1 protein-coding gene is annotated in these 771 nt (G+C 67.2%); it reads right to left on the reverse strand.

Annotation, left to right across the window (positions count from 1 at the left end; genetic code table 11):
- A partial coding sequence (locus A6M56_RS17760) for a Rossmann-fold NAD(P)-binding domain-containing protein (RefSeq protein ID WP_502686941.1) occupies nucleotides 1-733 on the reverse strand: 733 nt, incomplete at its 3' end.
- Between the last annotated feature and the right edge of the window lie 38 nt (nucleotides 734-771).

Genomic DNA, 771 nt, shown 5'->3' on the forward strand with positions numbered 1-771 from the left:
CCAGAACGTGTTTGACCGTGGCATGAACCGTTGCGCCGTCCTTGCACAGCACGGTGCCGGCCAGCACGTCGTCGGTCCAGTCGAAATGCAGCCGGCCGTCCTGGATCCAGGGCGACAGGAAGTTGTAGATGTTCTTGGCGTACAACTCCGAAGCGTGAGTCGGCATGCGCGACGGCAGGTTGAGCGGACCGTGGATGTTCACGTCGTTGGCGATCACGTGTTCGCCCGGTTGCGTCAGCTCGCAGTTGCCGCCGGATTCGGCAGCCATGTCGACGATGATGGCGCCATACTTCATGCGCCCGACCATCTCGCGGGTGATGATCAGCGGCGCCTTCTTGCCGGGGATGGCGGCGGTGGTGATCACCACGTCGGCGGCGGCGACGGCCTTGGCCAGCTTCTCGGCCTGGGCAGCCTTTTCCTCGGTGGTCAGTTCGCGGGCGTAGCCCCCGGCACCGTCGGCCGAAACGCCGGTATCGACGAACTTGGCGCCGAGTGATTCGATTTGTTCTCGCGCTGCGGCACGAACGTCGTAGGCCTCGACCATGGCGCCCAGGCGCTTGCACGTGGCGATGGCTTGCAGACCGGCGACGCCGGCGCCGATGACCAGCACGCGGGCCGGACGGATCGTGCCGGCGGCGGTGGTCAGCATCGGGAAGAACTTGGTGCAGCGGGCCGCGGCGATCAGGCCGCACTGGTAGCCGGCGCAGGCCCCCTGGCTGGACAGGGCGTCCATGCTTTGGGCGCGCGAGATGCGCGGCAGCAGTTCGAGCG

The organism is Ralstonia sp. RL (assembly GCF_001683835.1).
GTDB lineage: Bacteria > Pseudomonadota > Gammaproteobacteria > Burkholderiales > Burkholderiaceae > Ralstonia > Ralstonia mannitolilytica.